The following is a 26,588-nucleotide window of genomic DNA, read 5'->3' on the forward strand; positions in this document are numbered from 1 at the left end:
TCGCGCGTTGGAGGGGGATATCATGATCGTCGTCACCGGCAGCGTCACCGCCCGCCCCGACTCGTTCGTCGAGGTGCGGCGCTTGAGCCTCGAGCATGTGCATCGCTCGCGCACCGAGCCCGGCTGCATCTCGCATGCGGTCCATGTCGACTGCGAAAATCCGCTCAGGCTGGTGTTCTTCGAGCAATGGGCCGACCGCGACGCGCTGGCTGCGCATTTCGCGGTCCCTGCGTCACGCGATTTCGTCCGCTCGCTGCAATCTCTCGCTGCCGCGGCGACCACCATCGAACTTTATGACGCTCACAAGATTGAGAGACTCTAGCTGCATGGCTGGATTGCCATCTCACATTCATATTGCAATGCAACATTGGGGACCTTACGTATCTCCCGCGATTCAAAGATGAGGCGGCGATGAGCGGAGACTGGAATACCAAGTATGGCACCCGGCGCGTGCGGCATGATCCCCCGACGCTGGAAGAAGCAATCTTCGCTGCCATCGGAATCACCGATGATGTGGAGGCCCAGGCCGAGATCGCGTCGGCCCTGATGGGGCTGCCCTATGACGATGTGCTCGCCGAGGTGAAGAAGACTGCGCGCGTCAGTGCCCGGACCGGCACGGCAACCCGCGTCATCGCCGGCGAACAGGGCGCGCAGCGCTCCGTCGTGGTCGAGCGCCGCGTGGTCCGCCGCTTTGCGACCGACAAGCGCACCGGCACCTGAGAAGCGCCATCCAATCGCTGAAAGAAAAAGGGCAATCCATTGAATGGATTGCCCTTTTTCGTTTGACTTAAGATCGCGGCTCAGGCCGCCCGGCCCCAGCCAGAGATCTGCATCACCATGCGCCAATAGGCGCGGTTCATGTCGACGATCGCGCGCGCGGCCTCGACCGGCGTCACCGCGGCGACAGCCGGCGCCGCTTCGGGCTGCTGCTGCTCGCTCAGGTCGATGCTGCCGGTCGACTCCCCATGACGGAAGGTCAATTGGGCACCGAACTTGGTGGCCAGCGCCCGCATCGCATCGTTCTGGGCGCCGGTGGTGATGCGCAGGCTGCCGTAGCCCTTGGCATGCGCCTCGGCGATCAGCTTGCGGAACAGGGTGCTGCCGACGCCCTTCCGACGCGCCGACCGCTCGACGCTGAAGGCAATTTCGGGCTGGGCATCCGGTGACTGCTCCGGGGGATGCAATTCGGCCGCGCCGCGGACCACGCCATCCTCGAAATAGGCGATGATGACCGTGCCGTCATTGGCGCAGCGCTCGGCGTAGCGGCGGATGAAGCTGTCGTCGATGAAGCCATGAAAACGATCATGACGGCTGGTGCGATCCAGCCGCAACAGGTGATCGCGCAGCAGCGGAAGCTCTTCCTGCTGGCTCAACGTCCGCACGGTGCCCTTGGCGGGCGTCGGACGAATGGAATCATAGTTCATTTCATAACTCCTCTTGGTAGCCCTCGAGGAGGCGTCGAGTCCCTAGCAACTCCTATATTGTGCGACGCACCATAAAATTCAACCACTGAGATTCATTTAAGTAAACAATGCTGTGATTACAAAATCACATCATCGCCCCATTATAATACCAGTTGTGTCTGGGTGACGATGGCGACCAGCTTGCCGTCATCGGTCTCCAGCCTGGTCTGCCACACCTGGGTCCGCCGCCCGCGGTGAACCGGTGTTGCGGTCGCAATTACGGTCGTCCCCTCCTTGGCGCCGCCGATGAAGTTGGTCTTGCTCTCCAGCGTCGTGGTGCCCTTGGCGTCCTCAGGCAGATTGATCACGGTCGCGGCGGCGCCGACCGAATCCGCAAAGGCCATCACCGCGCCCCCATGGATCGTGTTGCGGAGGGTGCAGAGGTCCGGCCTCACCACCATTTTCGCGACCACCCGGTCCTGGTCGGCCTCGGTGAAGGTGACGCCCTTCAGTTCCGCAAACGGCATCTTCATCGATTGGATCTTTTCGAGCGGCGTCATGGGCACTCCTGCTTCGTGGCCTTCTTCGAGGTTGATATCGGCATGATGGATTGCCTGAGCGGGCCCGGCAATGACGTCTGAGGTAATGGCGCGAATGACGTCATGACATCCGTGACAACGTGTCGCCGAGTCTGCATATCGTCATCGATGCGCGACTTCCCTCCCCGCCGGATCGTCTGCCTGACCGAAGAGACGGTCGAGACGCTCTATCTGCTTGGCGAGCAGGACCGCATCGTGGGCGTCTCCGGCTACGCGGTGCGGCCACCGCAGGTCCGCCGCGAGAAGCCGCGCGTTTCGGCGTTCATCTCCGCCGACATGCCAAAGATCCTCGCGCTCGATCCTGATCTGGTGCTCGCCTTCTCCGATCTGCAGGCCGACATCGTCGCCGATCTCGTGCGCGCCGGCGTCGCCGTCCACGTCTTCAACCAGCGCGACGTCGCCGGCATCCTCGCGATGATCCGCAGCCTCGGCGCGATGGTCGGTGCCGCCGACCGCGCTGACCGGCTCGCGCAAAGCCTCGAACAACGGCTGGCCACGATCGCGGCAACGCCGCGTCCGGCACCGCGGCCAAGGGTCTATTTCGAGGAATGGGACGATCCGCTGATCAGCGGCATCGGCTGGGTGTCTGAACTGATCGAGATCGCCGGTGGCACCGATGCGCTGCCGCATCTGCGCGCGCACAAGGCGGCCAAGGATCGCATCGTCACGCCTGACGCGGTACGTGCGGCGATGCCCGACGTGATCCTGGCGTCCTGGTGCGGCAAGAAGGTCGTGCCCGACCGCATCCGCAAGCGTGAGGGCTGGAGCGACATCCCGGCGGTACGCAACGACCGCATCGTCGAGATCAAGTCGCCGATCATCCTGCAGCCCGGCCCCGCCGCGCTGACCGATGGGCTCGATGCGATCGTGAAAGCGCTGTGGCGCGAGCGCTGAGCCTTCCAACGTCGTCCGGGCCGAGTGCGCGATTGCGCACGGAGCCGGGACCCATAACCACAGATCTTGCTTGTTGTGCGGCTCTGCAAGGGACGAGTCCCGATCACAACATCCGCCGCGGAGTATGGGTCCCGGCTTTCGCCGGGACGACAGCGAATTTGTTGTGCTATCGCGCGCAAGACTGTCATTGCAATGACGTGACCGAGAGGACCACTACGCCTTCTCCACGCCGCACCACTCCGCGATGAACAGTGCCATCGCCTTGGTCGCTTTTCGCAGCGACTCCAGCTCGACATATTCGTTGAAGCCGTGCATCGCCGCGCCGGTGGCGCCGAAGCAGAGGCTCGGGATGTTGTGGTTCAAGCCGTAGAAGCGCGTGTCGGTCAACGCGGTGAAGGCGCGGTCTTCCACCACGCCGCCATAGACGACCTGATGCGCCTTGGCGAAGGCAGCTTCCGGTGCCTCGGAGTTGACCAACTCGTAGCCTTCCGACAGGAAGCCCGACCATTCGACCTGCGGCGGATTGTTGGAGAGGAAGCGATGGTCGCGCGCCGCCGCCGACACGCACGCCAAAATCTCCTTCTGGCATTCGGCGATCGACCAGCCCGGCAAGACCGCGATGCGGCAGTCGACGTCGCACCAGGCGGGCACGCTGGAGGCCCAGTCGCCGCCCTTGATGATGCCCGGATTGAAATTGATCGGGTGATTGACGTCCTTGAAATGGCGGTCGGCCTTGGCGCGCTCGTTCCAGGCGATCTCGAGCTTCTCCAGCGCATGCACCAGATGATACGCCGCCATGATCGCGTTCGAGCCCGCGCCGGCCTCGAACACATGCACCGGGAAACCGCGCACCTTCAGGCGGAACCAGATCACGCCGACCTGCGAGCGGATCATCGTGCCGTTGGTCGGCTCCGGGATGAAGCACGCATCGGCGCGATAGCCGCGCTGCAGGGTCGAGAGCGCGCCGACGCCGGTGCTCTCCTCCTCGATCACGGACTGGAAGTGAATCCGCGCCGTCGGCTTCAACCCGGCCTTCCTGATCGCGTCGAGAGCATAGAGCGCGGCGATGGTGCCGGACTTCATGTCGCAGGCGCCGCGGCCATACATCCTGCCGTCCTTGATGACGGGCGAGAACGGCGGCGTCTCCCACATCTCGAGCGGACCGGTCGGCACCACGTCGCAGTGGCCCTGCAGGATCAGCGATTTGCCGGCATTGGTGGCCGGGCGGTAGGTGCCAACCACCGTGCGCGCCTTCGAGAAATCATGCTCGATCGGGCCGAAGCCGCGCAAATCCTTGAGCTCGTCGAGATTGATGTGCCAGTCGTCGACCTCGTAGCCGCGCTCGCGCAGGAGATCGCCGATCATGTCCTGGCACGGCCCCTCGGCGCCGCGGGTCGAGGGGATCGCGACAAAGGCCTGCGTCGTCGCAAGCTGCGCATCGAATCCCTCGTCAACGGCGCTAAGGATTCGTTGTTGCGTCTCGGCAGTCATGCTTTGGCTCCATCGGGAAAACAGATCAGGCGGGAGCCGCAACGTAGCCCGATTTCAGTCCGCCTTGTATTGCGCAAAATAGGCATCCCGCAATGCATCTTCGAGCAGCCGGCCCTCCGAATAGCCATCGAGCGTCTTCGGCCGCGTCACGCCGTCGAGCAGCCGCGGACACGGCTCGGGCGCGCCGAGCACGGTGCGCACCGGAATGCGCTCGGCATAGATCGGCAACTCATAATCCTCGTCATCGTCGGCGACGCCCTTGGCGCGAATTTTTGCCGAAGCCTCCTCGATCTCCATCGCGATGAACGAGGTCGCCTTGATCTCCTGCTTGTTGCTGGCACGCAGGCTCGCGGTGCGCTCGGGAAAGAAGCGGTCGACCATCGCGACGATCGCGCGTTCCTTCTCTGCGGGGTCGGTGACGAGATAGGCAGTGCCGAACGCCATCACCGCGCGATAGTCGGCCGAGTGATTGAAGCCGCAGCGCGCCAGCACCAGGCTGTCGAGATGGGCGACCGTCAGGCACACGCGTTGCCCTTCGGACTGGTTCTCCAGCATGCGGCTCGCGCTCGAGCCGTGCCAGTAGAGCCTGATGCCCTCGCGCCAGAAGAAGGTCGGCGTGCAATAGGGCTGGCCGTCGATCACGTAGGAGACGTGGCACAGCATCGAGGCGTCGAGGATCCTGTGCACGGTGGCGTGGTCGTAGAAGCCGCGGTCGTGGCGGCGCTTCACCCGGTTGCGGGAGGACATAGGGTAGGACGGAGCGGATGCGCCTTCGGTCACGGTGGTGCCTTTCGAAATCTGGAATCTGTCCAGAGTTGTAGCGGCCCATTTGGTCTGCGATAGTGCCAATTCCATGCGAAAAATTCCGACCAATTCCCGGGAGCCCGCGGCGCGCAAGGCCGAGCTGCCGCTCGACCTCGGCGGCCCGCATGTGACGCCCGGCGCGGCCTCGCAGCAGCGGCTCTATCAGGCGCTGTGCCACGCGATCGTCGGCGGCCTCGTCAAGCCGGGCGAGCCGCTGCCCCCGTCGCGTGCGCTCGCCAGGCAGACCGGCTTCCGCCGCAACGCCGTCACCACGGCCTATGAGCGGCTGATCGCCGACGGCTTTGCGGTGGCAACCACGGGCTCCGGAACCTTCGTCGCGGCGCGCATTCCGGCGCAGGCCGCCGCGCCGCGCCGCGCAAGGATCGCGATCGAGCCGCCGCAGCACAATGCGCTGTCGCTCGGCTGCACCCATATCGACGAGCGCGCGCTGCAGCGCTTCCGCGCCTTTGCCGGCCGCAGGCTGCGCGCGTTCGGGTCCGAGCATCTGCATTACGGCGATCCCCGCGGCAGCAGCGAGCTGCGCGCGGCGATATCGGACCATCTGCTGTCGGCCCGCGGGCTGCGCTGCGACCCCGACCAGATCATGCTGGCCTCGGGCACGCTGCATGCGCTGCGCATCGTGCTCGGGGCGATCCTCAGGCCCGGCGACCAGGTGTGGTGCGAAGACCCCGGCTATCCGGCGGCGCGGCGTGCGATCGAGCATTGCGGCTATCGTCCGGTGTCGGTGCCGGTCGACATGTCGGGCATGCGCATCGACAAGGGGGGCGCGTCCGCGCCGCAAGCGCGCGCCGCCTATGTCACGCCCTCGCACCAGTTTCCGCTCGGTGTGCAGATGTCGATGCCGCGCCGGCTCGAGCTGCTCGACTGGGCCAGGGATGCCGGCGCCTTCGTGTTCGAGGACGATTACGACAGCGAGTTCCGCTATGACGGCGCGCCGCTGCTGTCGCTCGCCGGCATCGATCATCTGCGCCGCGTGATCTACATCGGCACGTTTGCGAAGACGCTGTTTCCGGGATTGCGGATCGGCTATTGCGCGCTGCCCGAAGCCTTGATCGGCCCGGTGACGGCGGCGCGCGCCGCGCTCGACCGCTTTCCCGCCACGTTGATGGAAGGCGCGGTCGCCGACATGCTGAACTCCGGCGCCTTCGCGGCCAACTTGCGCAAATCGCGCAAACTCTATCGTGAGGCGCGCGACATCCTGGCGTCGACGCTCGCAAATGCCTCCGAGGGCGAGCTCACGGTTCCCGTGCCCTCGCAGGGCCTGCACCTCGTGGCGCGGCTCGATCCCGCGACCGATCCGCTGATTGCCGCGCAGGCAAAGGCTAATGCCGGCGTCGGCGGCTGGCTGCTCGCCGAGACCTATCATCGCGCGCCGCCACTGCCCGGCTTCGTGCTCGGATTTTCCGGTCACCCGGTTCCGCAACTCGTCGCGTCGGCGGAACGACTGGCGCAGACAACGCTGACTGCATTGCGTGGAACGCGCAAGGTATCCGTCCAGCCGCGGCGCTCTAGGAGAATCGCAGTCACCTGACTAAGGTCGCACGCGTTGAGTCAGAGCCCTTCCGTTCCGATAGAATCGGAACGGGGCTCTTGATCCTTGTTTCGAAGCGTTTTCTTCACGCGAACCGGTATCCACTTCGCTTGAAAAACGCTCCAGTGCGAGCTTACGGAGATACCGGATGCCAAATCGCAACGTCCTGTATCTCGTGATCGCCGCGCTGGTCGTGATCGCAGGCATGCTCGGCTACAATCTTTATCAGGCGAAGAAGCAGCCCGAAGGCCTTCAGATCAATGTCGGCCCCGACGGGCTCAAGATCCAGAACAAGTGAAGGAGGCTGCGATGCTGCGCTTGGGATTCGTCGCGCTGGTCAGCGTCGCAGCTCTTGGCGCGATGGCTCAATCCGCCGCAGCAGAGCAGTCCTACATGCGTGAAGGCGACATCGTCGATCTGCGGGTCGGCCAGCGCGTCCTTGTCGATGACGGCTCGTGCCCAGCCGGGCAGATCAAGCAGGTCGTCGGCTCCCGGCTGAGCCAGAACGGCGTGGTGCGGACCAGCAGCTGCGTGCCGCGCCTCGCCAAAAAGTAAAACGCCCCGCTCTCGCGAGGCGCTTGGTTCCTCGTTGCTTTGATGCGCGGCTCAGTTCGAGACCGGCTCGAACATGCATTGCAGGGTCGGCTTGGCGATCTTGGTGAAGGTCGGGCCGATCTCGCCCTGCTTGGACGGCGGCACCCAATCGGTCTCGATGGTCGGCACACCGGTCTCGCTGATGCCGCGCAGCAGTGCCTGGCGCAGGTCGGGATCGTCCACGGTCGCAGCGGCGTGGTCGTGCAGGCAGCCGCACACGGCCTCGGGATGCGCCCAGCGGCCAAGCATGTGCGGCGCGCATTGCCGCACGAACTCGTCGCGCGGTTCGGGCACGCGGTACAGCGAGCGGATCTGCATCGATTCGAGCGGGAGCTGGGATTGAGCCTGCGCGGCGCCCGCCAGGGGACCCATCAGGAGGAGCGATGCAAACATCGCGGCGGAACAGATACGGAGCACCATGGGGGAGCCTTTACCGGCAGTTCTATTTTTTGCGTCGCGATCAGTTAGCCTGCGCCATCACCATCGGGGCCGGGGTGACCACCGGCGAGCCGTTATAGGAGAAGGTGCCGATTCCGGGCAAACCGCTGTCCGGGGAGCCTGCCATCGACGAACCGGCCATCACAAAGGCGAAGGCGAGGATCAGGCTCATGGTCCGCATCTGACAGTCTCCGTTATTCCGCTCGGCATCCGGCGCCGTTGTGTGACGGTCTGATAACGATCTGCCGTTTCCGGAGTTCTGCGGAACAAGCCGAAAATGGTTTCGTCGGACTGGAATTGTTTCGTCGACCAGCGGCCCACGAAACATTCGGCGGAAAACACCAATGATTTCAGCGGCAGGAGCGTGCCGGGAAAGGTTGTTGAAAACTTCACGCGACAATGCCCGCCCCCGGCCACTGCCGGACCGACGGCCAATTATGCGTGCAAACTGAACGAGCTAGCGCGCTTTGTTAACTTTCCTCTGCTGAGAGAGGAAGCAGCACGGCAAGTACGGCCGTGAACCGGGCGGCGGTTTGGCCGACTCATATCTGGGCACCGTGCAACCATCTTCGCGGTGGCACGTTGTCGTAATCCCTCCCGATCCAACGAAGGATGTCAGTCGTGGGCAATGGCAACATCGGTGTTGGCAATGAATCCGCGGCGAGCAAATCCGGCCAGCAGCAGATGACGGCCGCGATGCCGCAGCAAGGCGCCTACGTCATGGGCGACAATGAGTGCGCACCGCAGAAGCTGGTCCGCCTCGTCGGCTGCCGCGACTCGAAGGTCAAACCGGGCCTTCGCATCAGCGCGAAGCAGTTCGGGCAAACCGAGCGCTAGCTCGCCCACCGCCTCAACCGCCTGGGCCAAGCCCCTGCTCCAGCTATTGAATGAACTCGCCGCACTTCTGCACGGCGGCATCGGCCGCGCCCCACGGCATGATCGGCACCGACGACGTCGAGTTCTTTGGCGAGCCCTCGATCAGGCGGTCCGAATAGACCATGTAGACCAGCACATTGCGCTTGGCGTCGCAGCCGCGCACGATCTGCATCTTCTTGAAGAACAGCGACCGGCGCTTGCTGAACATGTCGTCGCCCTGCCCGAGCTTGGTCTTGAAGCGGATCGGCCCGATCTGTCGGCACGCCAGCGAGATATCGGAGACTTCCTCGGCAAGGCCAAGCCAGCCCTTGAAGCCGCCCTTCTCCGGCACCGTGAAGTGGCAGGCGACGCCCTCGACCTCGGGATCGTCGACGCAATAGGTCGCGAGCTTGTCGTTGGGGCTCACCCATTTGAACACGGTGGAGCGGCGGAAGATCAGGTCCGGCTCGTCGGCCGCGGCCGCGGGATCGGCCTGCCCCAAAGCCAGCAACATCAGCAGCACCGCGCATCCCCAGCGAGACAACCGTCGCAGGTCACACAAACTCACAGTTCCCGATGTCATTGAGGTCTCCGCGGGGTGGGTCCCGCCTATGTAGTGCGCAAACGCCGCACAGGAAGGCGCTGACAGTTCGGTGATCGGACCGCGCGCTTTAACCTCTTGTGAGGCTTTTTTGCTACTCTTTCGTCGAAAATTCGCCCCTCACGGAAGGGTTAGAACGCTTGCGCTGGTGAACGCGTTGTGCGTCTGCGACAACCAACAGGTAGTTTGGACTGGGATTCGGAATATGCGCGCAGGTGGACGGCGGATTTCGATTTTTGATCTTGCGAATGAGCGGTTCTGGCAGCTTGCAATTCTGACGACCGCCGGCACCGTTGCCGCCTCCACACAGGCCGATGCAGCGCTCTATTACTGGAACCGCGACTCCGCCTTCTACGGCGACTACGAGCCGATGCCACAGCCGCACCGGCAGAAGCCGAAGCGCAACACGGCCAAGAAGAATCCGGCGCTCGAGAAGGAGGCCGGCAGCAAGCCGCAAGGTCCCCTGATCATCTCGGTCTCGATCGACCAGCAGCGGGTCAGCCTCTACGACGCCAACGGCCTCTATGCCGAGAGCCCGGTGTCAACGGGCATGAAGGGGCACTCGACCCCGATGGGTGTCTTCAGCGTCATTCAGAAGCAGAAGTATCACCAGTCCAACATCTACAGCGGCGCGCCGATGCCGTATATGCAGCGCATTACCTGGTCGGGCATCGCCATGCACGCCGGGGTGCTGCCCGGCTATCCAGCGTCCCATGGCTGCATCCGCATGCCGATGTCGTTCGCGGTCAAGATGTACAACTGGACGCGGATGGGCGCCCGCGTGTTCGTCACGCCGGGCACGATCTCTCCGGAGAGTTTCTCGCATCCGCTGCTGGTCACGCAGAAGGTGGCCCCGCAGCAGCCGGTCGCCGACGACATCCTGAAGATGGATGCGCCGCTCGGTGTGAAAAGCGACAAGGGCGCCGACAAGCAGTCCAGTCTCGATTTGCGCACGAGCGTCGGTCATGCCGCAGCGTCGCTGCGCGACAACACCCACACCGCCGACGCAAGCAGCGCGATGCCGGCAGCGAGTGCGTCGGTGACGATGTCCGATGCGTCCTCTTCCACGGCGCGCGACCCCATCGCGGAGAAGCTCGCCGCGGACAAGTCCGAGACGGTGAAGCCCGAGACGGCCGCCGCCGACAAGCCGGCCGAGACCAATTCCGCCGCCGCCCGCGACAGCAATACGGCCACGGATGACAACACGGTCGGCGAAACCACCGCCAGCACCGACACGCCAAAGAGCGAGGTTTCCGCAAGCGATCCGGTGAAGGCGGAGGCCAAAGCCGACGAGCCGAAGGTGGACGCCGCCAAGCCCGGCGTTGCCGAGGCGCCCAAGACCGACGCATCGAAGACCGACGCATCGAAGGCCGACGCATCGAAGGCCGATGACAAGCCCGCCGAGGCAGCGACCGCAGCCGATACGCCCGACGCCAAGAAGGACCCGGCGCGGCTGCCGGGCGTCGCGAGGATCGACGTGTCGAAGCGCGCCGGCCAGATCGCGGTGTTCATCAGCCGCAAGGATTCCAAGCTCTATGTGCGGCAGAATTTCGCGCCACTGTTCGAGGTGCCGGTGACGATTGCGGCGAGCGACCGGCCGCTCGGCACGCATGTGTTCACCGCGCAAGCCGACAAGACCGATACGAACCTGCTGCGCTGGTCGGTGGTGACGCTGCCGACCCGTAACGCTGGCCGCATCGACGTCGAGGAGCGCGCGTCGCATCGCCGCAAGGTCGCGGCCGCAGCGGTGGCCGAGGCCAAGCCGCAGCCGGTGACCAACACTCCGGCCGAGGCGCTCGACCGCATCTCGGTTCCGGCCGACGTGATGGCGCGGATCAGCGAATCGCTCGGCACCGGCGGATCGATCATCGTCTCCGACCTCGGCGTGAACCAGGGCGAAACCGGCGAAGGCACCGACTTCATCCTGCCGCTGCGCTGAGGTCTCCGTTCGGGCGCCCCATTGGCGCCCGCCCATAACGCCTTCTTGAAAGCCTGAGTCGGGCCGCTGGATTATGATGTCCACGACATCTGTTCCGGGGACGAGACCATGATGGACCGCAGGACATTGATCATGACGGCCTTTGCCGCGGCTGCAGCATCCCGCCCGCTGCATGCCGAGCAGCCCGCGATGAGCCGGATCACCGCCTACGCCTTCTCATTCCCGGCACTCGGCGGCGGTGATATCAGACTTGCCGACTATGCCGGCCGTCCCCTGATGATCGTGAACACGGCCTCGCTCTGTGGCTTCACGCCGCAATATGCCGGCCTGCAGCAACTCTGGACCGAATTCCGCGATCGCGGCTTCGTCATCATTGGCGTCCCCTCCAATGATTTCGGCGGCCAGGAGCCCGGCGGCCCGACCGAGATCGCCGAGACTGCGCAGCATCAATATGGCGTCACCTTCCCGATCGCGGCGAAAGCAATCGTCCGCGGCGCGAGCGCGCATCCGTTCTACCGCTGGGCGGCGGAGGCCCGGCCCAAGGACGTGCCGCGCTGGAATTTTCACAAATACCTGATCGGCCGCGACGGCTACATCGCCGACGTGTTCGCTGAGTCGGTTGCGCCCGACGACACGCGCATCAAGACCGGAATCGCACGGGCATTGGCGGCCGCCTGAGATATGGCGATAATCCCCGGAATTAACTGATCCGACGAGGATTTTGGACACGCGCTCGCCACGTTCATTGCCTTGGCGTCGCCACTGCGACTAGGGTACGATCGGTTGGGGGCGAAGCGACCCGGTCGCGGCATTGCCGGCGCCGGGAGCGCGATCAGCAGGGAACACGCCATGCGCATTGCGACAGGTCTGATTTTCGCAGGGACCGTATCGTTGCTCGCGTCGAGCGCAGCTTGGTCGCAGACGCCGCCCGCCAAGGGCGCCACCGCGGCACCGACAGCACCAGCGGCCGCGGCTCCCGCGCCCGCCGCCGCAGCCCCGGCACCGGCGACCGCAACGGCAGCCCCGGTTCCGCCGAAGCAACCGCCACAGCCGGTGCGCGCCGCCTGCAACAATCCGAACGCGCTCGGCGTCGGCCGCACGGTCGAGATCGACACTACCGGCGGTCCCGGCTTCGGCTTCGAGCATTTCAAGCAGCTCGACTTCCTGCGCGACCATGAGGTGGTGCTGACCTTCGACGACGGCCCGTGGCCGGGCAACACGCCGGCGGTGCTGAAGGCGCTCGCGGATGAATGCACCACGGGCATCTTCTTCCCGATCGGCAAGCACGCGACCTATCACCCCGAAATCCTGCGGCAGGTCTATGCCGCCGGCCACACGGTCGGCGCTCACACCTGGTCGCACGCCAATCTGAACAACAAGAAGCTCACCGAGGATCAGAAGAAGGACGAGATCGAGCGCGGCTATGCCGCGGTCAAGTGGGCGCTCGAGACCTCGCCCTCGCCGTTCTTCCGCTTCCCGGCGCTGCAGCATCCGCCGGAGATGGTGACCTATCTCGGCAACCGCAACATCGCAATCTTCTCCTGCGACCTCGATTCCTTCGACTTCAAGGCGAGCAAGCCGCAGCAGGTGATCGACACCGTGATGAAGAAGCTGAACAAGCTCGGCAAGGGCATCATCCTGATGCACGACTTCCAGAAGCACACCGCGGAAGCGCTGCCCGCGCTGCTGACGCAGCTCAAGGCCGGCGGCTACAAGGTGGTCGCGATGCGCGCCAAGTTCCCGGTAACGGTGCTGCCGCAATACGAGCAGGAGCTCGCCAAGGACGTCAAGCTGCCGACCGTAAGCTCGCGCCCGGTGAACAGCGTCGTCACGACCGTCGATCAGCAATAGCGCCGGCGACAATCCTGGTGGGTGCGCTGCGTATCGAAGGCTTCGTCATCGTCTCCGCCGATGGCCGGCTGGCGAATGCGCGGAATGTGATGCCCGACGATCTCAAGATTGAGGGCGACAAGCGGTTCTTCACCGCGGCCCTCGACCGCGCCGACCTCGTCGTGCATGGCCGCCACTCCCAGGAAGAGCAGCCGAACGCGCCAAGGCGGCGGCGCCTGATCCTGACCCGCAAGGTCGCGGCCACCGCGCCCGACCCCGATAATCCGAAAGCGCTGTTGTGGAATCCCGCCGGCTGCCCGTTCGAGACCGCGAGCCGCGAGGCCGGCGTGACCTCGGGCATGGTCGCGATCATCGGCGGTCCCGGCGTGTTCGGCATGTTCATGGACCGCTACGACACGTTCTGGCTCTCGGTCGCGCCGAACGTCCGCATCCCCGACGGCGAGCCGTGCTTTCCCGGCGTCCCCGCACGCACCCCGCAGCAGGTACTCTCAGCGCACGGCCTACACGCCGGCGCGCCGGAACTGATCGACGCCGCGCATGATGTCTGCGTGACGCCGTGGCGGCGCGTGGGTTGAAAGCGGCAATGCCCGTAGGATGGGTAGAGCGCAGCGAAACCCATCGATTGCTCGGCACAAAGATGATGGGTTTCGCTGCGCTCTACCCATCCTACGCCGTATCGTCCTACACGTCCCCATAGGCCGGGTCGTCACGGCGCGGGCCGCGGCCGTAGCCGGCGATGATGAACAGCGCGCCGATCAGCGACAGGTTCTTCAGCGCATCGATCAGCGTCCTGAGGTTGTCGGGCGCCGGCTGATTCCAGAAATCATGGAAGTAGAAGGTGGCGAAGCACACGAAGATGATCAGGAGGATCGCGAAGAACCGCGCCAGCACGTTCACCGCGATCATCAGCCCCGCGACGATCTCGAAGCCACCGATCGTGATCGCCAGCAGCTGCATGAATGGCATGCCGACGGCGGCTTCGATCTGCTGCGTATAGGGCGCGACCACGGCCGGGATCGTCACCTTGGCCGCGAGCAGATCCGCCGTCGCCTGGATGCCGAACAGCTTGCTCGCTCCCGAATACAGGAACAGCACGGCGAACAGGATCCGCCCGAAGGTGATGAACGCTGGCATGGGTCGGCCTCACTGGATGGCGGAAATCGGACGAAGCAGGCGAAGCGATTATGGTCGCTCCGCCTGCCTCGATCAAATCGAATCCATCCCGGTTCAAACACGATGCGGAAAACCGCGCTGCGGTTTTCCGAACATAACGTGCTCAAACAACGGCCGTCAGCCGAACAGCGTCGGCTGCGCGCGGCCGGCGCGCTCCTGGGCTTCGACGGCGGCAACCGCCGTCATGTTGAGGATGCCGCGCGCCGTCACGCCGGGGGTGAGGATGTGCGCCGGGCGCGCCGGACCGATCAGGATCGGCCCCACCGGCAACGCGTTGGCCAGCGATTTGATCATCTGGTAGGCGATGTTGGCGGCATCGAGATTCGGCATGATCAGGATGTTGGCCTCGCCTTCCAGCCGCGACTGCGGCAGCACCAGTCGCCGCGCCGCCGCCGACAGCGCGGTGTCGCCCTGCATCTCGCCGTCGGCCTCGATCTCCGGATGCTTGTCCTTCAGGAGCTGAGTCGCCCGCCGCATCTTGCGCGAGGAATCCGTGTCATAGCTGCCGAAGTCGGAATGTGACACGAAGGCGACCCTCGGCTTGAAGGCGAAGCGCTGGACGTGGATCGCCGCGAGCGATGCCACTTCGGCGAGTTCCTCCGCGCTCGGGTTCGGCCGCACCTGGGTATCGGCGAGGAAATGCGCGCCGGTCGAGGTGATCATCAGCGCCAGCGCGGCATAGTCGCTGACACCCGGCAGGAAGCCGATGATCTCGCGGACATGGCGCAGATGGCTCATGTAGCGGCCCTCGACGCCGCACAGCATGGCGTCGGCCTCGCCGCGCGAGACCGCAAGCGCCGCGATCACCGTATTGTTGGTGCGGACCACGGTCCGCGCGGCCTCCGGCGTCACGCCGCGCCGCCCGGCGACGTCGATATAGGACTGCACATAGGAACGGTAGCGCGGATCGTCCTCGGGATTGATCAGGTCGAAATCGCGGCCGGCCTTGATCGACAGGCCGAAGCGCTTGATCCTGGTCTCGACCACCGATGGCCGGCCGACCAGGATCGGCCGCGCCAGCTTTTCCTCGAGCACCACCTGCGTCGCGCGCAGCACGCGCTCGTCCTCGCCTTCGGCGTAGATCACGCGCACCGGCTGGGTCTTCGCCTTGGCGAACACCGGCTTCATGGTGAGGCCGGAACGGAAGGCAAAGCGTTCGAGATTGGCAGCGTATTCGTCGAAATTGGTGATCGGCCGGGTCGCGACGCCGGACTCGATCGCGGCCTTGGCCACCGCCGGCGCGATGCGCAGGATCAGGCGCGGATCGAACGGGCTCGGGATCAGCGAGCCCGGGCCGAACCCCTGGGTCTCGCCGCTCTCGAAACCATGGGCCACCGCATCCGACGGCGGATCGCGCGCGAGCTGCGCGATCGCGTCCACCGCGGCATGCTTCATCGCCTCGTTGATCGCGGTGGCGCCGACATCGAGCGCGCCGCGGAAGATGAAGGGGAAGCAGAGCACGTTGTTGACCTGGTTCGGGAAGTCCGACCGTCCGGTGCAGATCATCGCGTCGGGACGCGCCAGACGCGCCTCATCCGGCATGATCTCCGGCACCGGATTGGCAAGCGCCATCACCAGCGGCTTGTCGCCCATCTGCTTGACCATTTCGGGCTTCAGCACGCCCGGCGCCGACAGGCCGATGAAAATGTCCGCGCCCGGAATGACGTCGGCGAGCACGCGTGCGTCGGTCTTCTGGGTATAGACCGCCTTCCAGCGATCCATCGTCGTGTTGCGGCCCTCATAGACCACACCGTCGATGTCGCAGACCCAGATGTTCTTGCGCTGCGCCCCCATCGAGACCAGCAGATTGAGGGTTGCGATCGCAGCCGCGCCCGCGCCCGAACAGACGATCTTCACGTCGGACAGTTGCTTGCCGTTCAACAACAGCCCGTTGACGATCGCGGCGGCGACGATGATGGCGGTGCCGTGCTGGTCGTCATGGAAGACCGGAATCTTCATGCGCTCCTTGAGCTGCGCCTCGATCTCGAAGCACTCGGGTCCGCGGATGTCCTCGAGGTTGATGCCGCCGAAGGTCGGCTCCAGTGCGGCGACGGTCGCGACCACGCGCTCGATCGTGTCGGCCTTGATCTCGATGTCGAACACGTCGATGCCGGCGAATTTCTTGAACAGCACCGCCTTGCCTTCCATGACGGGCTTGGAGGCCAGCGGACCGATATTGCCGAGACCGAGCACCGCGGTGCCGTTCGAGACCACGGCCACCAGATTGGCCCGGGCGGTCAGCGTCGCCGCCTCGGCCGGGTTCTTGGCGATCTCGGTGCAGGCGGCGGCCACGCCCGGCGAATAGGCCAGCGCCAGGTCGCGCTGGTTGGCAAGCGGCTTGATCGCCTGGATCTCGAGCTTGCCCGGCCGCGGCAGCCGGTGATAGGCGAGCGCCGCGTTATGGAGTTCTTCAGACGATGACGACATGCGTACTCCCCGCGTTTCCGGCCCAAATTTCTTGTTTCTGTGCTAATCCAGGCGAAAGTCATTTGTCCGGCAAATCGAGCCGGATGTGAAGCATGTCCAGCCGCTTGGATGCAACATCCGATAATGTCCCCGTCAACAGGCCCGGGCCGGCCGTTCATCGACGCCTGCCCCTCCCCGCGCCATTCGGCCGGGGATTGGCAATTTTTTTCCCTTGATGATCCGGAGTTGACCGAATGAAGAAAATTCTGCTCGGCCTGATCGCCGTCGCAGTCCTCGCGGCCGGCGGCTACTTCGGTTTCGACTTCTATGCCCAGCGCCGGGTCACCCGCGACGTCGAGGCCGCCTTCGAGCAGGTCCGTGCCACCGGCGCCAAGGCGAGCCACGGCAAGATCACCTTCGACACCAAGAGCCGCACCCTGACGATCGCGGACGTCGCCACCGAGTCGGGGACGCAATCCCCGGTCAGCGTCAGGATTGCCAGTCTCACGATGACCGGCCTCGGTCAAACCGACACGGCACGGGTCTCCGCCGGCAATGTCGAGTTTAGCGATATCGAGATCGGCGTGGCGGGACCGACCCCGACGATCACCTCACTGACCTACAAGGCGCCGCGGATCACGGTGAAGGATTATTCCAGCCCCGCCAGCCTGCCCCAGCTTCCGGCCTCGTCGTCGATCTTCGAACTGTACCGGTCCGCGTTCGGACTGCTCGCGAGCATCAACGCGTCATCGGTCACTGCGCCCAGCTTGACCGGAACGATGACCTTCAGCGCCGCCGCAAAAGCCGGCGACGGCGCCAGCGGCGAATTCGCCTATTCGGGCATCGCCATCGAAAACATGAAGGACGGAAAGATCGCGTCCAGCAAGACCGGCAAGGTTGTGTTCACGATCAACCAGCAGGCAGCAGGCAAGCCGATCAAGCTGACTGGCGAACTCGCCAATATCGCCGCGGCCGACATCGACGTCGGCGCGATGGCGGCGATATTCGATCCAGGCAAGGCAAACGATGACAGGGAGTACCGGGTTCAGGGGCACGTATCGGCCGGTCCTTATGTCATCACCGCTGCGCCCGGCGTAAACCTGCGGATCGAGGGCGTGACCGTCGACGACACCAGGATCAATCCGTCGCGGATGCAACTGCCGGCGCTGCTGGCAATGATCCCGCCGCAAGGGAGTCCGCCGCCGTCTGCCGCCCAGGCACGCGAATTGCTGGACAAGGTCGCCAGCCTCTATTCGGGCGTCGGAATCGGAAATGCGGAGATGCATGGGCTCTCGGTCGAGACGCCGCAGGGCCCGCTCAAGCTCGCCTCGATGCGGTTCAACTTCGAACATGGCAAGATCGGCGAGCTTGCGGTCGAGGGACTCGATACCCGCGCGCCGAACGGTCCCATCAAGGTCGGACGCTTCGCGCTGAAGTCGCTTGACGTTGCCAGCTTCATGCGGCTCTCGGCGCAGTTCGCCGCCGAGAAGCCGTCCGCTGAACAGGCGCTGGCGTTGTTCCCGCTGATCGAGGGCGTCGAGGTCAAGGGAGTTGCGTCGCCCTACAAAGCCACCGGCAAGCCGGTCAACATCGACGTCCTCAGCCTCGACTGGGGTCAGTTCGTCGGATCGATCCCGAGCAAGCTGCGGCTGATCGCGAAGCTGGCGGCACCGCTGGATGCAGCCGATCCGCGGCAGCAACCGCTCGTCGCCGCCGGCATCGACCGGATGGCCGTCGATGCCGATCTCGGCGCCGCCTGGACCGAGGCGTCACGCGCGTTCGCACTCGAGCCGGTCAAGCTCGACATGGCGGGCCTGTTGAACGCGTCGGCGAAGGTCGCGCTCGGCAACGTGCCGCGCGAGGCATTCTCGACCAGCGCCGCGGAAGCGATGGGCGCGGCCGCGCAGATCGAGACGGGCACGATCGAGCTCACGGTCCATGACCTCGGCGTCATCGATCTCGCGATCGCCCAATTTGCGCGCACCCGGAACATCAGCCGCGACGAGGCGCGCAAGGTCATCCTCGACGCCATCAAGGCGCAGGGCGGCGAGATCGGCGGGAGCAATCCCGATGCCACCGCCCTCCTCACCGCGATCAGCCAGTTCATCGAGACGCCGGGACAGACGCTGGTCATCAAGCTGACCCCGCGCGCGAAGGCGCCGGCGCTTCAGCTGATGCAATTGCTCAAGACCGACCCGCAATCGGCGCTGGCGCAGTTCCGGATCGAGGCCTCGACGGGGTTGTGATTCTCCCACCCGTAGCCCGGATGGAGCGAAGCGCAATCCGGGAACAGCGTCGCCGCAGGAGGGACCGCCCCGGATTTCGCTTTCGCTCCATCCGGGCTACGGTTTCACTCTTCCTTCCGCCTAACCCTTCGCCGGCAGGTTGGTGCGGATGTGCAGCTCCTTGAGCTGCTTCGGGGTTGCTTCCGATGGCGCGCCCATCAGCAAGTCCATGGCCTGCTGGTTCATCGGGAACAGCGAGATCTCGCGCAGATTGTTGGTGCCGCAGAGCAGCATCACGATGCGGTCGAGGCCAGCCGCCATGCCGCCATGCGGCGGGGCGCCGTACTGGAACGCACGGTACATGCCGCCGAAACGGTCGATGACCTCCTGCTCGCCATAGCCTGCGATCTCGAAAGCCTTCACCATCGCTTCCGGCTTGTGGTTGCGGATGCCGCCGGAGGCGATCTCGTAGCCGTTGCAGGCGATGTCGTACTGGAACGCTTTGATGGTCAGCGGGTCCTGCGACGTCAGCGCGTCGAGGCCACCCTGCGGCATCGAGAACGGGTTGTGCGAGAAGTCGACCTTCTTGTTCTCCTCGTCATACTCGTACATCGGGAAGTCGACGATCCAGGCGAGCTCGAACCGGTCCTTGTCGATCAGGTTCAATTCCTCGCCGAGCTTGGTGCGCGCGAGGCCTGCGAACTTCCAGAACTTCTCGGGATCGCCGGCGACGAAGAACGCCGCATCGCCTTCCTTGAGGCCGAGCTGGTCGCGGATCGCCGCCGTGCGCTCGGGGCCGATGTTGTTCGCCAAGGGGCCCGCGCCCTCGCCGCCCTCGCGCCACATGATGTAGCCGAGGCCGGGCTGGCCTTCGCCCTGCGCCCACGAATTCATGCGGTCGCAGAATGCGCGGCTGCCGCCGCCGGTGCCCGGGATCGCCCAGACCTGGTTCTTCGGGTCCTCCAGCATCCGCGCGAACACCTTGAAGCCGGAGCCGCGGAAGTGTTCGGAGACTTCCTGCATCACGATCTTGTTGCGCAGGTCGGGCTTGTCGGAGCCGTATTTGCGCACGGCCTCCGCGAACGGAATCCGCGGCCAGTTCTTCGTCACCGGCTTGCCCTTGGCAAAGTCCTCGAACACGCCGGTGATGACAGGCTCCATCGCCGCGAACACGTCGTCCTGGGTCACAAAACTCATCTCGACGTCGAGCTGATAGAACTCGCCCGGCAGGCGGTCGGCGCGCGGGTCCTCGTCGCGGAAGCACGGCGCGATCTGGAAGTAGCGGTCGAAGCCCGACATCATCAGCAGCTGCTTGTACTGCTGCGGCGCCTGCGGCAGCGCGTAGAACTTGCCGGGATGGATGCGCGACGGCACCAGGAAGTCGCGCGCGCCTTCCGGCGAGGACGCCGTCAGGATCGGGGTCTGGAATTCGAAGAAGCCCTGCTCTTTCATCCGCTTGCGCATGGAATCGACCACCGCGCCGCGGGTCATGATGTTCTGGTGCAGCTTCTCGCGACGCAGGTCGAGGAAGCGGTATTTGAGCCTGATATCTTCGGGATATTCCTGCTCGCCGAACACCGGCAGCGGCAGCTCGGCCGCCGGGCCCAGCACCTCGATCTCCTTGATGTAGATCTCGACCATGCCGGTCGGCAGCTCCGGATTGTCGGTGCCGGCGGGACGGCGGCGCACCTTGCCGTCGATCCGCACCACCCATTCGGAGCGGAACTTCTCGACCTCGGCGAACGCCGGCGAGTCCGGATCGGCCACGCATTGGGTGATGCCGTAATGGTCGCGCAGATCGACGAACAGCACGCCGCCATGGTCGCGGACCCGGTGAACCCAACCCGAAAGCCGGACCGTCTGGTCGATATCGCCCTCTCGGAGCGCGCCGCATGTGTGTGACCGGTAGCGATGCATAGTCTGTCCAAAAACTGATGTCGGAGGAGAATCGCGATAGGAAACTTCCTATCCGAAGGCGCTGGGTTTACCCGAGCCCGCTCGGGGCGGCAACCAAGGGAACGCCCGCTTTTGGCCCGAAACTGCAGATTTTGCCGCGATCCGGCGCCAGGTGGCCGCCAACCGTTTGCCTATTCGGCCCGCAGGCCTATCTTCCGGATATGACCATTCATTTCCCGTTCCAGAACACCTATTCGGCGCTCCCGGCGAACTTTTTCGCCCGCGTCGCGCCGACCCCGGTCGCAGCGCCCCGGCTGATCAAGCTGAACCGGGCGCTCGCGGTCCAGCTCGGGCTGGACCCGGACCTGCTCTCGACGCCGGAGGGCGCCGAAATCCTTGCCGGAAAGCGGCTGCCTGACGGCGCCGACCCGATCGCCATGGCCTATGCCGGCCACCAGTTCGGGCACTTTGTTCCACAGCTCGGCGACGGCCGCGCCATCCTGCTCGGCGAGGTCATCGACAAAAACGGCGTCCGCCGCGACATCCAGCTCAAGGGATCGGGCCCGACCCCGTTCTCCCGCCGCGGCGACGGCCGCGCCGCGCTCGGTCCGGTCTTGCGCGAATACATCGTCAGCGAGGCGATGTTCGCGTTGGGCATCCCGACCACCAGATCACTTGCGGCGGTCGTCACCGGCGAGCCCGTGATGCGCGAGACCGCGCTGCCCGGTGCGGTGCTGACCCGCGTCGCCGCGAGCCACATCCGCGTCGGCACCTTCCAGTTCTTCGCCGCCCGCGGCGACACCGACGGCGTGCGCGCGCTCGCCGACCATGTCATCGCCAGGCACTATCCCGAGCTGAAGGACGCCGCCCAGCCGTATCACGCCCTGCTCGCCGGCGTCGTGGCGCGGCAGGCCGCGCTGGTCGCGCGCTGGCTCCTGGTCGGCTTCATCCACGGCGTGATGAACACCGACAACACCTCGATCTCGGGCGAGACCATCGATTACGGCCCCTGCGCCTTCCTCGATGCCTACAACCCGGCACAGGTGTTCTCCTCGATCGACGAGATGGGCCGCTACGCCTACGCCAACCAGCCGCGCATCGCGTTGTGGAATCTGACCCGGCTCGCCGAATGCCTGCTGCCGCTGTTCGCGGACGAGCAGGAGAAGGCGATCGAACAGGCGCAAGTGATCCTCGGCGAATTCCCCGAAAGGTTCACCGCGGCCTATAATGCCGGGCTGCGCGCCAAGGTCGGCCTGTTCACCGCGCGCGACGGTGACGAGGCGCTGATCCAGGATCTGCTGGACGCGATGGCCAAGAACGCGGCCGACTTCACGCTGACCTTCCGCCATCTCGGCGAGGCCGCGACCGATGATGCCGCCGACGTCCGCGCGCAGTTCACCGATCCCGCGGCGTTCGACGAATGGGCCGCGCGCTGGCGCGCCCGCCTCGCGCTGGAACAGCAGACGCCGGCCGAGCGCAAGGCCGCGATGGGTGCCGTCAATCCGGCCTTCATCCCGCGCAACCACCGCATCGAGGCGGCGATTGCGGCTGCGGTGAACTCGGATGACTACACGCCGTTCGAGGAATTGCTGACGGTGCTGGCAAAACCTTACGAGGACCAGCCGCAGTTCGCGGCCTACGCCGATCCGCCGCTCCCCGAGCAGCGCGTGACGCAGACGTTCTGCGGGACGTGAAGCCACTCACGCACGAAAAAGCGCCAGCAAATGCCGGGTGACCCGCCGAATTATCCGGCCCCCATCTCGGATTCTAAGGGCACCGGACGATGAGCCAGGGTCTCGGTCATCACCTCGCCGCCAGCTTCGAGCAGCGCTTTCGATAGCTCCTCTGCAACTTTTGCAGCGCCATCGCTATCGATGATGGCACGCACGGCGCCACCCGCAGCCAGCCCACCGACGCCCCCGACGATCTTCCCAACCATGGAGAACACCTGCTTGCGTCGCGCGGTTTGCTTGATCGCCTGGGTCAGTTCAATCGGAAATTCGACTCTCGTAAGCGATGCGAATGTTCGCCGCGCTGGCGCTGCTGCAAGCCGGGCAAACAGCGCGGTCAGGCCCAACCAAACGCAAAACGCAAGGATTGTGATCCATACTCCGCGCTCGAAGACAAGGAACATCGCAGCATAGAACGCGGCGATCCAGGCAACCACAAGGCAGATACTGATGCGTCGATCGCGCGCGCGCAATGCGGTCATCGTGTGCCAATCGATGATATGACCGTGCGAGGGATCCGCCACGGTAATCACCCAAAGACGATCGTTAGTACCACCGGCCCGATTTGGCTTCAGTTCGTCCGGACAGGACAGGATAGGAATTTCCTTCTTGGTCACGGCGCGAAAATAGGCGTCATACGAACTCTTGATCCACTGAGCCGTTCTCGGCGTGGCCACAATGCGAACCGTCGGGGAATTCATCTGCCATCCCAAAATAGATTTGCTCTTATCGGGGATCGACGCTCCAACAATGGACATCGACCCGTATCGCTCAACTATGATGCCAGACTACAACCAAACGGCGAGCAAGAGAAGGCCAGGTCCACGCCCGAGCAATCGATCGCCGCTCGCGCAGCTCCCGTCGGCCCTCCCCATCCTGTGCATCCCGGCCGGTGGCGTGGCGCCGCGCACCTGATTTGTTTGCAACGATTTCGCGCGCGCATCGTTGGCCGGGCAGCGCGGAACGTGCGGCCTCGTCCGATCCAGGTTCCGTGCCGCCGAGATGATGGAGCGCCAGCATGAACCAGCGCGATGACGACCTGAAAACTGCGATCGAGCGCAGCAACCCGAACGGCGTCGAGCAGCCCTTCTCCGAGGACGATCTGCAGCGCCAGCAACTCGGGCCGCGCGGCGTGCCCGGGCAACCGGATCCGGCGAAGATGACGCCACAACGTGCCAAGAAAACGCCGATCGATTCCGGTTCCGGCGGCCACACCGCCTGAACGCCGAAACAAGAAGGGTTTCATGATGAGGATCACCAGCTTCAAGGACATGTATGTCGCCGAGCTTCAGGAACTGGCAAGCGTCGAGGAGCAACTCGCCGTGGCGCTGGCGCGGATGGCGGAGATCGCTTCGCATCCGTCGCTCAAGGATGCGTTCAGCCGCCATCACCGCGAGACCATCGTGCAGGGCGAGCGGTTGAAATCGTTGCTGCGGATGCATGGCGCCGATCCGCTGGAGCACACCGACCAGGCCATGCAGGCGCTGATCCACGAGACCGCCAAGATGGTCTCGCTGCTGCCCGACGACAATCTGCGCGATGCCGGCCTCGTCGCGTCGGCGCAGAAGCTCGCACATTACGAGATCGCCGCCTATGGCAGTGCGGCCGCCCTCGCCGGCCAGCTCAACCTGCGCGACGACCAGCGGCTGCTGCACGACAGTCTCGACGAAGAGCGGCACGTCGACACACTGCTGACGGCGCTCGCCAAGGGCGAGATCAACCAGGACGCCCTCACCGCGTAACGCCGGATGTGTAGAGCCGTTGGCTCTACTCATCCTACGCATCTACGCGTTCGGGAAAAATGCTGCTGAAAATTTCGCGCTTCGCGGAGCTGCCGTCGTTTTTATCCCGCGACTATTGCCCTGCGTGAGCCGTTCGATCAGCCTCGCATCATCGATGCCATGGGGAAGACGAACGATGAGCTTCAGGTTCAAGCAGGTTTTCGCAGACACCCAGCAGGCGCTCGGCGCCGATCCGGCGCAGGCGCAGGCCGTGTTCCAGGCGACTTCGCAACTCGGCGACGGCGTCAATAGCCGCGTTGCCGTGCGGCAATTCAACGTCAGCGTCGACGAGCCGCCGGCGCTCGGCGGCCAGGACACCGCACCGAACCCGGTCGAGTACATCCTCGCCGCGCTCGGCTCATGCCAGGAGATCACCTATCGGCTCTATGCCGACGCGCTCGGCATTCCCCTCAAGGGCGTGTCCGTCAAGCTGTCAGGCGCGATCGATCTGCGCGGCTTCTTCAGCGTCGATCCAGACGTGCGAGCTGGTTTCCAGCAGATCGAGGCCGAGGTCGCCATCGACAGTCCGGCCTCCGCGGCCGACATCGCTCGGCTGAAGGAAACCGTCGACCGTCATTGCCCCGTGCTGGACATCCTGCGGAACCCGACGCCGGTGGATCTGAAGCTGCGCACCGGACCGTTGAGCGTGGCCGCCTAACGCATGATCCGGAAAAGTGCAAAGCGGTTTTCCGGCGCGACAAGCGCGGAACGCGTTTGCGCGGAGATCATGCGCAAACTCAGAACTCAAGCGCGGTGACCACCGCGCTTGAGTTCCCCCATGTGAGCGTTAACTCACTCTCCACCATGCGCCGAGGCCGGCTGCGGTAACCATAAGGCTTAACAGCGCGTCAACGCTCCCCCAACAAGTCTAACTGTTTCTGATGGGGGGAGAATGGCCCGTGGACGCATTTGCATTCGAATTTATGGGATTGGCGATGATCGCGCTCTGTCTCGTCGTGCTGGCGATGCCCGCCGCGCGCCGGCCGTCGAAGAACATCCGCTACGAGTGAGCCGCGCGAAATAGCGCGATCAAACGTCATCGAATGGCGATATGCTCGCGCTGACGAGTCCTGACCTGGGACGCAAATTGCGGGAATTGACGACGCTTGAACGACACCGACGTCCCGCAGCCCGGCACACCGCCCGCCACCGCGAGCTCGACGCACTCGCCGCTGGAGGTGCTGCTGATCTTCTTCAAGCTCGGCGTCAGCTGCTTCGGCGGCCCGATCGCCCATATCGGCTATTTCCGCGACGAGTTCGTCACCCGCCGCCGCTGGCTTGACGAACAGGCCTATGCGGATCTGGTCGCGCTCTGCCAATTCCTGCCGGGCCCGGCGAGCAGCCAGGTTGGCTTTTCGCTCGGCCTGATGCGCGCCGGGTACCTGGGGGCGCTGGCGGCCTGGACCGGATTCACGCTGCCCTCGGCGATCGCGCTGGTGCTGTTTGCCTTCGGCGCCAGCGGATTGAGCGGCCCTGCGGGTACCGGCCTGGTGCACGGCCTCAAGCTGGTTGCGGTGGCGATCGTCGCCCAGGCCGTCTGGGGCATGGCGCGCTCGCTCTGCCCCGACCGCGAACGCGCCTCGATCACGACCGTCGCGGCACTCGTCATCCTCGCCAGTTCGTCGTCGATCGCGCAGATCGGCGCCATCGTGCTCGGCGCCGTCGCCGGGCTCTGGTTCTGCCGGGCGCAACAGGCCAACGGGGTCACCCATATCGCGATGCCGGTATCGCGCCGCGTTGGCGTCGCAGCGCTGATCCTGTTCGTCGCGCTGTTGGTCGGACTGCCGCTGCTGTCGCGGACATGGCCCGGCCTCGGCCTGTTCGAGGCCTTCTACCGCTCGGGCGCGCTGGTGTTCGGCGGCGGCCACGTCGTGCTGCCGCTGCTGCGCGAAGCGGTGGTGACGCCGGGCTGGATCGGCGACGATGCGTTCCTGACCGGCTACGGCGCCGCGCAGGCGGTGCCGGGCCCGTTGTTCACCTTTGCCGCCTATCTCGGCGCCGTGATCGGCGGCCTACCGGGCGCGATCGTCGGGCTCGTCGGCATCTTCCTGCCGGGAATTCTCGTCCTGCTCGGGGCGCTGCCGTTCTGGGATGGCTTTCGCAAACGGCCGGCGGCGCAGGCGATGATGCGCGGCGTCAACGCCGCCGTCGTCGGCATTCTGGGGGCCGCGCTCTACAATCCGGTGTGGACCAGCAGCGTCCACCGTCCGCTCGATTTCGGCATCGCGCTGGCCGGCTTCGTCCTGCTCACGGCGTGGCGCGCGCCGCCGCTCGTGGTGGTCGTGCTCAGCGCGGCTGCCGGCATCGCCATGGGGCTCCTGCAATCGTGAACGATCGCGCGGTCGTTTCGCCGGGC

Annotated in this window: 28 protein-coding genes; 17 read left to right on the top strand and 11 right to left on the bottom strand. The window is 65.1% G+C overall.

Annotated elements, in window-relative coordinates:
- Nucleotides 1-22 precede the first annotated feature (22 nt).
- Nucleotides 23-322, top strand: a complete 300-nt coding sequence (locus tag IF803_RS19620; RefSeq protein ID WP_461193157.1) for a putative quinol monooxygenase — start codon at nt 23-25, stop codon at nt 320-322.
- 89 nt (nt 323-411) lie between these two features.
- Nucleotides 412-720 carry a hypothetical protein gene (locus IF803_RS19625; protein WP_016843036.1) on the top strand — a complete coding sequence of 103 codons (309 nt, stop codon included), beginning with the start codon at nt 412-414 and terminating at the stop codon, nt 718-720.
- A gap of 80 nt (nt 721-800) precedes the next feature.
- Here IF803_RS19625 and IF803_RS19630 read toward each other — a convergent pair whose 3' ends face one another.
- Together IF803_RS19630 and IF803_RS19635 are read right to left on the bottom strand one after the other, a co-directional pair.
- A complete protein-coding gene (locus IF803_RS19630; RefSeq protein WP_461193158.1) occupies nt 801-1,424 on the bottom strand; it encodes a GNAT family N-acetyltransferase in 624 nt (207 codons plus the stop codon).
- Between the two features lie 140 nt (nt 1,425-1,564).
- Complete coding sequence (locus IF803_RS19635; RefSeq protein WP_461193159.1) at nt 1,565-1,963, bottom strand: PaaI family thioesterase; 399 nt, start codon at nt 1,961-1,963, stop codon at nt 1,565-1,567.
- A 147-nt stretch (nt 1,964-2,110) separates the two neighbouring features.
- On the opposite strand from IF803_RS19635, the gene IF803_RS19640 reads away from it, so the two are divergent.
- Nucleotides 2,111-2,896, top strand: coding sequence for a cobalamin-binding protein (locus IF803_RS19640; protein ID WP_461193160.1), 786 nt, complete (start codon nt 2,111-2,113; stop codon nt 2,894-2,896).
- A 213-nt stretch (nt 2,897-3,109) separates the two neighbouring features.
- Here IF803_RS19640 and IF803_RS19645 read toward each other — a convergent pair whose 3' ends face one another.
- Both IF803_RS19645 and IF803_RS19650 read right to left on the bottom strand, forming a co-directional pair.
- Complete coding sequence (locus IF803_RS19645; RefSeq protein WP_461193161.1) at nt 3,110-4,387, bottom strand: ArgE/DapE family deacylase; 1,278 nt, start codon at nt 4,385-4,387, stop codon at nt 3,110-3,112.
- A 54-nt stretch (nt 4,388-4,441) separates the two neighbouring features.
- Nucleotides 4,442-5,134, bottom strand: coding sequence for a pyridoxamine 5'-phosphate oxidase family protein (locus tag IF803_RS19650; RefSeq protein ID WP_461193193.1), 693 nt, complete (start codon nt 5,132-5,134; stop codon nt 4,442-4,444).
- A gap of 106 nt (nt 5,135-5,240) precedes the next feature.
- On the opposite strand from IF803_RS19650, the gene pdxR reads away from it, so the two are divergent.
- The 3 genes from pdxR to IF803_RS19665 all read left to right on the top strand — a co-directional run bounded on the left by pdxR (nt 5,241) and on the right by IF803_RS19665 (nt 7,298).
- Nucleotides 5,241-6,743, top strand: a complete 1,503-nt coding sequence (gene pdxR, locus IF803_RS19655) for a MocR-like pyridoxine biosynthesis transcription factor PdxR (RefSeq protein WP_461193162.1) — start codon at nt 5,241-5,243, stop codon at nt 6,741-6,743.
- Between the two features lie 148 nt (nt 6,744-6,891).
- Complete coding sequence (locus IF803_RS19660; protein ID WP_016843044.1) at nt 6,892-7,041, top strand: hypothetical protein; 150 nt, start codon at nt 6,892-6,894, stop codon at nt 7,039-7,041.
- 11 nt (nt 7,042-7,052) lie between these two features.
- Nucleotides 7,053-7,298, top strand: a complete 246-nt coding sequence (locus IF803_RS19665; RefSeq protein WP_051110164.1) for a DUF6719 family protein — start codon at nt 7,053-7,055, stop codon at nt 7,296-7,298.
- Nucleotides 7,299-7,349: 51 nt separating this feature from the next.
- On the opposite strand, the gene IF803_RS19670 is transcribed toward IF803_RS19665, so the two are convergent.
- Both IF803_RS19670 and IF803_RS19675 read right to left on the bottom strand, forming a co-directional pair.
- A complete protein-coding gene (locus IF803_RS19670) occupies nt 7,350-7,757 on the bottom strand; it encodes a hypothetical protein (protein ID WP_461193163.1) in 408 nt (135 codons plus the stop codon).
- A 40-nt stretch (nt 7,758-7,797) separates the two neighbouring features.
- The gene (locus IF803_RS19675) at nt 7,798-7,947 is read right to left on the bottom strand and encodes a hypothetical protein (RefSeq protein ID WP_196238897.1); all 150 of its coding nucleotides are present in this window, start codon (nt 7,945-7,947) and stop codon (nt 7,798-7,800) included.
- Nucleotides 7,948-8,387: 440 nt separating this feature from the next.
- Here IF803_RS19675 and IF803_RS19680 point away from each other — a divergent pair, with 440 nt between their 5' ends.
- The gene (locus IF803_RS19680; protein ID WP_028344836.1) at nt 8,388-8,612 is read left to right on the top strand and encodes a hypothetical protein; all 225 of its coding nucleotides are present in this window, start codon (nt 8,388-8,390) and stop codon (nt 8,610-8,612) included.
- Nucleotides 8,613-8,655: 43 nt separating this feature from the next.
- On the opposite strand, the gene IF803_RS19685 is transcribed toward IF803_RS19680, so the two are convergent.
- On the bottom strand, nt 8,656-9,144 hold the full coding sequence (locus tag IF803_RS19685) for a CreA family protein (protein ID WP_461193194.1): 489 nt from the start codon (nt 9,142-9,144) through the stop codon (nt 8,656-8,658).
- Nucleotides 9,145-9,436: 292 nt separating this feature from the next.
- On the opposite strand from IF803_RS19685, the gene IF803_RS19690 reads away from it, so the two are divergent.
- The 4 genes from IF803_RS19690 (at nt 9,437) to IF803_RS19705 (ending at nt 13,596) form a co-directional block, all read left to right on the top strand.
- Nucleotides 9,437-11,170 (top strand): L,D-transpeptidase, encoded by a 1,734-nt coding sequence (locus IF803_RS19690; protein WP_461193164.1) that lies wholly within the window; start codon nt 9,437-9,439, stop codon nt 11,168-11,170.
- A gap of 108 nt (nt 11,171-11,278) precedes the next feature.
- Nucleotides 11,279-11,848 (top strand): glutathione peroxidase, encoded by a 570-nt coding sequence (locus IF803_RS19695; protein ID WP_461193165.1) that lies wholly within the window; start codon nt 11,279-11,281, stop codon nt 11,846-11,848.
- Nucleotides 11,849-12,019: 171 nt separating this feature from the next.
- Nucleotides 12,020-13,021, top strand: a complete 1,002-nt coding sequence (locus IF803_RS19700) for a polysaccharide deacetylase family protein (protein WP_461193166.1) — start codon at nt 12,020-12,022, stop codon at nt 13,019-13,021.
- A gap of 17 nt (nt 13,022-13,038) precedes the next feature.
- Nucleotides 13,039-13,596 carry a dihydrofolate reductase gene (locus IF803_RS19705; RefSeq protein WP_461193167.1) on the top strand — a complete coding sequence of 186 codons (558 nt, stop codon included), beginning with the start codon at nt 13,039-13,041 and terminating at the stop codon, nt 13,594-13,596.
- A 106-nt stretch (nt 13,597-13,702) separates the two neighbouring features.
- Here the strand turns inward: IF803_RS19705 and IF803_RS19710 are convergent, their stop codons facing one another.
- Together IF803_RS19710 and IF803_RS19715 are read right to left on the bottom strand one after the other, a co-directional pair.
- On the bottom strand, nt 13,703-14,155 hold the full coding sequence (locus IF803_RS19710; protein WP_028344830.1) for a DoxX family protein: 453 nt from the start codon (nt 14,153-14,155) through the stop codon (nt 13,703-13,705).
- 156 nt (nt 14,156-14,311) lie between these two features.
- Entirely contained in the window at nt 14,312-16,621 is a 2,310-nt protein-coding gene (locus IF803_RS19715; RefSeq protein ID WP_461193168.1) for an NADP-dependent malic enzyme, read from the bottom strand.
- A 233-nt stretch (nt 16,622-16,854) separates the two neighbouring features.
- Here IF803_RS19715 and IF803_RS19720 point away from each other — a divergent pair, with 233 nt between their 5' ends.
- Entirely contained in the window at nt 16,855-18,846 is a 1,992-nt protein-coding gene (locus tag IF803_RS19720) for a hypothetical protein (protein ID WP_461193169.1), read from the top strand.
- Nucleotides 18,847-18,966: 120 nt separating this feature from the next.
- On the opposite strand, the gene aspS is transcribed toward IF803_RS19720, so the two are convergent.
- The gene (gene aspS, locus IF803_RS19725) at nt 18,967-20,742 is read right to left on the bottom strand and encodes an aspartate--tRNA ligase (RefSeq protein ID WP_212057621.1); all 1,776 of its coding nucleotides are present in this window, start codon (nt 20,740-20,742) and stop codon (nt 18,967-18,969) included.
- Between the two features lie 200 nt (nt 20,743-20,942).
- Between aspS and IF803_RS19730 the strand changes: the two genes are divergently transcribed.
- Nucleotides 20,943-22,415 (top strand): protein adenylyltransferase SelO, encoded by a 1,473-nt coding sequence (locus tag IF803_RS19730; protein WP_461193170.1) that lies wholly within the window; start codon nt 20,943-20,945, stop codon nt 22,413-22,415.
- Nucleotides 22,416-22,465: 50 nt separating this feature from the next.
- Here the strand turns inward: IF803_RS19730 and IF803_RS19735 are convergent, their stop codons facing one another.
- Nucleotides 22,466-23,209: a hypothetical protein gene (locus IF803_RS19735; RefSeq protein WP_461193171.1), complete on the bottom strand. Its 744-nt coding sequence runs from the start codon at nt 23,207-23,209 to the stop codon at nt 22,466-22,468.
- Between the two features lie 260 nt (nt 23,210-23,469).
- Between IF803_RS19735 and IF803_RS19740 the strand changes: the two genes are divergently transcribed.
- The 4 genes from IF803_RS19740 to chrA all read left to right on the top strand — a co-directional run bounded on the left by IF803_RS19740 (nt 23,470) and on the right by chrA (nt 26,562).
- Complete coding sequence (locus IF803_RS19740; protein WP_304499978.1) at nt 23,470-23,673, top strand: hypothetical protein; 204 nt, start codon at nt 23,470-23,472, stop codon at nt 23,671-23,673.
- Between the two features lie 22 nt (nt 23,674-23,695).
- The gene (locus IF803_RS19745; protein ID WP_304499977.1) at nt 23,696-24,193 is read left to right on the top strand and encodes a YciE/YciF ferroxidase family protein; all 498 of its coding nucleotides are present in this window, start codon (nt 23,696-23,698) and stop codon (nt 24,191-24,193) included.
- Between the two features lie 175 nt (nt 24,194-24,368).
- Complete coding sequence (locus IF803_RS19750; protein WP_461193172.1) at nt 24,369-24,890, top strand: OsmC family protein; 522 nt, start codon at nt 24,369-24,371, stop codon at nt 24,888-24,890.
- 448 nt (nt 24,891-25,338) lie between these two features.
- Nucleotides 25,339-26,562, top strand: a complete 1,224-nt coding sequence (gene chrA, locus IF803_RS19755; protein WP_461193173.1) for a chromate efflux transporter — start codon at nt 25,339-25,341, stop codon at nt 26,560-26,562.
- Nucleotides 26,563-26,588 lie beyond the last annotated feature (26 nt).

The organism is Bradyrhizobium sp. UFLA06-06 (assembly GCF_054820065.1).

Excerpts from the sequence above, each read along its gene's own strand:
- IF803_RS19620 (WP_461193157.1), top strand. The coding sequence starts at position 23 with ATGATCGTCGTCACCGGCAGCGTCACCGCCCGCCCCGACTCGTTCGTC.
- IF803_RS19625 (WP_016843036.1), top strand. The coding sequence starts at position 412 with ATGAGCGGAGACTGGAATACCAAGTATGGCACCCGGCGCGTGCGGCAT.
- IF803_RS19630 (WP_461193158.1), bottom strand. The coding sequence starts at position 1,424 with ATGAACTATGATTCCATTCGTCCGACGCCCGCCAAGGGCACCGTGCGG.
- IF803_RS19635 (WP_461193159.1), bottom strand. The coding sequence starts at position 1,963 with ATGACGCCGCTCGAAAAGATCCAATCGATGAAGATGCCGTTTGCGGAA.
- IF803_RS19640 (WP_461193160.1), top strand. The coding sequence starts at position 2,111 with ATGCGCGACTTCCCTCCCCGCCGGATCGTCTGCCTGACCGAAGAGACG.
- IF803_RS19645 (WP_461193161.1), bottom strand. The coding sequence starts at position 4,387 with ATGACTGCCGAGACGCAACAACGAATCCTTAGCGCCGTTGACGAGGGA.
- IF803_RS19650 (WP_461193193.1), bottom strand. The coding sequence starts at position 5,134 with ATGTCCTCCCGCAACCGGGTGAAGCGCCGCCACGACCGCGGCTTCTAC.
- pdxR (WP_461193162.1), top strand. The coding sequence starts at position 5,241 with ATGCGAAAAATTCCGACCAATTCCCGGGAGCCCGCGGCGCGCAAGGCC.
- IF803_RS19660 (WP_016843044.1), top strand. The coding sequence starts at position 6,892 with ATGCCAAATCGCAACGTCCTGTATCTCGTGATCGCCGCGCTGGTCGTG.
- IF803_RS19665 (WP_051110164.1), top strand. The coding sequence starts at position 7,053 with ATGCTGCGCTTGGGATTCGTCGCGCTGGTCAGCGTCGCAGCTCTTGGC.
- IF803_RS19670 (WP_461193163.1), bottom strand. The coding sequence starts at position 7,757 with ATGGTGCTCCGTATCTGTTCCGCCGCGATGTTTGCATCGCTCCTCCTG.
- IF803_RS19675 (WP_196238897.1), bottom strand. The coding sequence starts at position 7,947 with ATGAGCCTGATCCTCGCCTTCGCCTTTGTGATGGCCGGTTCGTCGATG.
- IF803_RS19680 (WP_028344836.1), top strand. The coding sequence starts at position 8,388 with ATGTCAGTCGTGGGCAATGGCAACATCGGTGTTGGCAATGAATCCGCG.
- IF803_RS19685 (WP_461193194.1), bottom strand. The coding sequence starts at position 9,144 with ATGTTGCTGGCTTTGGGGCAGGCCGATCCCGCGGCCGCGGCCGACGAG.
- IF803_RS19690 (WP_461193164.1), top strand. The coding sequence starts at position 9,437 with ATGCGCGCAGGTGGACGGCGGATTTCGATTTTTGATCTTGCGAATGAG.
- IF803_RS19695 (WP_461193165.1), top strand. The coding sequence starts at position 11,279 with ATGATGGACCGCAGGACATTGATCATGACGGCCTTTGCCGCGGCTGCA.
- IF803_RS19700 (WP_461193166.1), top strand. The coding sequence starts at position 12,020 with ATGCGCATTGCGACAGGTCTGATTTTCGCAGGGACCGTATCGTTGCTC.
- IF803_RS19710 (WP_028344830.1), bottom strand. The coding sequence starts at position 14,155 with ATGCCAGCGTTCATCACCTTCGGGCGGATCCTGTTCGCCGTGCTGTTC.
- IF803_RS19715 (WP_461193168.1), bottom strand. The coding sequence starts at position 16,621 with ATGTCGTCATCGTCTGAAGAACTCCATAACGCGGCGCTCGCCTATCAC.
- IF803_RS19720 (WP_461193169.1), top strand. The coding sequence starts at position 16,855 with ATGAAGAAAATTCTGCTCGGCCTGATCGCCGTCGCAGTCCTCGCGGCC.
- aspS (WP_212057621.1), bottom strand. The coding sequence starts at position 20,742 with ATGCATCGCTACCGGTCACACACATGCGGCGCGCTCCGAGAGGGCGAT.
- IF803_RS19730 (WP_461193170.1), top strand. The coding sequence starts at position 20,943 with ATGACCATTCATTTCCCGTTCCAGAACACCTATTCGGCGCTCCCGGCG.
- IF803_RS19735 (WP_461193171.1), bottom strand. The coding sequence starts at position 23,209 with ATGTCCATTGTTGGAGCGTCGATCCCCGATAAGAGCAAATCTATTTTG.
- IF803_RS19740 (WP_304499978.1), top strand. The coding sequence starts at position 23,470 with ATGAACCAGCGCGATGACGACCTGAAAACTGCGATCGAGCGCAGCAAC.
- IF803_RS19745 (WP_304499977.1), top strand. The coding sequence starts at position 23,696 with ATGATGAGGATCACCAGCTTCAAGGACATGTATGTCGCCGAGCTTCAG.
- IF803_RS19750 (WP_461193172.1), top strand. The coding sequence starts at position 24,369 with ATGAGCTTCAGGTTCAAGCAGGTTTTCGCAGACACCCAGCAGGCGCTC.